General features: G+C 62.6%; 3 protein-coding genes. 1 reads left to right on the forward strand and 2 read right to left on the reverse strand.

All coding sequences use genetic code 11. From position 1 onward, the window contains the following. Both KNW02_RS20575 and KNW02_RS20580 read right to left on the reverse strand, forming a co-directional pair. Positions 1-278, reverse strand: a 278-nt coding sequence (locus KNW02_RS20575; protein ID WP_216035036.1) for a transposase zinc-binding domain-containing protein, incomplete at its 3' end; no start/stop codon positions are given. Between the two features lie 10 nt (positions 279-288). Then, entirely contained in the window at positions 289-738 is a 450-nt protein-coding gene (locus KNW02_RS20580; RefSeq protein ID WP_252734170.1) for a tyrosine-type recombinase/integrase, read from the reverse strand. Here KNW02_RS20580 and KNW02_RS20585 point away from each other — a divergent pair. Then, a partial coding sequence (locus tag KNW02_RS20585) for an IS256 family transposase (protein ID WP_256447784.1) occupies positions 631-1359 on the forward strand: 729 nt, incomplete at its 3' end. The two genes, KNW02_RS20580 and KNW02_RS20585, sit on opposite strands and share 108 nt — an antisense overlap.

Here is a 1359-nt window from a genome sequence, read left to right on the forward strand (position 1 = left end):
GGGACCGGCAGCAGGTCGCCCGCCCGCGCGACCAGCCAGTCACGAGCCGCCGCGCCCTGACACTTCGGACAGTGCCGGTTGCGGCAGGAATTATAGGCGACACGGATCGTGCCACAGGTCCGACAGCCTTCGACATGGCCGCCGAGTGCCGGAGTGCGGCACAACTCGATTGCCGACATTACTCGGCGTTCGACCCGGCCGAGATGGTCGCCGTGTGCCTGAACATAGGCAGTTCCATGGCGGCGGAAGATATCCGCCACCTCCAGAACCGGACGCACGGCTCGGCCATCACCCGGGCGGCACCACCTCCAGGCTCAGGCGGTCGAACGGGCTTTGCGTCTTCGCTATTGTTGTCGTGGCGACCTGCGTGTAGCGGGCCGTTGTCGACAGGGAATTGTGCCCGAGCAGCACCTGGATGATGCGGATGTCACGCCTGAGGCGTGCTTTCAGCACGACGCCGCTTTCCAAGAGATGGGTCGCGAAGCTGTGCCGTAGCGTGTGTACACTGACCTTCTTGGTCAGTCCCGCCGCCCTAGGGAGTGTCCGATCTTTTGTGTATGATTGATCGGGTCCATGCTTCACCGAAAGGAAGCATGTATGACGATCTCCAAGGAAATTCTGGACGAACTGCTGAAGGGTGTTGAGCGCCCGGAGGACCTGCTCGGCGAAGCCGGGCTGATGAAAGAACTGAAAATCCGGCTGATGGAACGGATGCTCGGAGCGGAGTTGACCGCGCATCTGGGCTATGATGAGGGCAAGGAGGCCCCTGCCGGGCAGCGCAACCGGCGCAATGGCGCATCGACGAAGGTGCTGAAAGGTCAGGACGGCGAGCTGCCGGTGGCGGTTCCCCGCGACCGTGACAGCAGCTTCGAGCCGGAGCTGATCAAGAAGGGCCAGACCCGGATCGACGGGATGGATGACAAAATCATCGGACTTTACGCTGCCGGTTTGACGGTCCGGGACATCCAGGCGCATCTGCTGGAGCTCTACGGGCTGCAGGTGTCGCCTGATCTGATCAGCCGCGTTACCGATGCCGTGCTGGACGAGGTTCGGGAATGGCAGAGCCGGGCGCTGGATCGGATGTATCCCATCGTGATCTTCGACGCCCTCCGGGTGAAGATCCGCGATGCCGACAGCCGGACGGTGAAGAACAAAGCCGTTTACGTCGCCCTCGGCGTCACCCGCGACGGTCTGCGCGAGGTTCTGGGCCTGTGGATCGCCGAGAACGAGGGCGGGGAGTGTCAGGAACTCTGTGTATCTGATCCGGCCCATGCAGTTTCAGATACTCAAGCGGCGAAGCGCTCGCCGAACATTATGGCGAACTGGTTGCGGGCCGCAAACCATTCCCGGACGTTTCGG

It is taken from the genome of Paracoccus marinaquae (genome assembly GCF_018860165.1).
In the GTDB taxonomy this organism is placed as follows: domain Bacteria; phylum Pseudomonadota; class Alphaproteobacteria; order Rhodobacterales; family Rhodobacteraceae; genus Paracoccus; species Paracoccus marinaquae.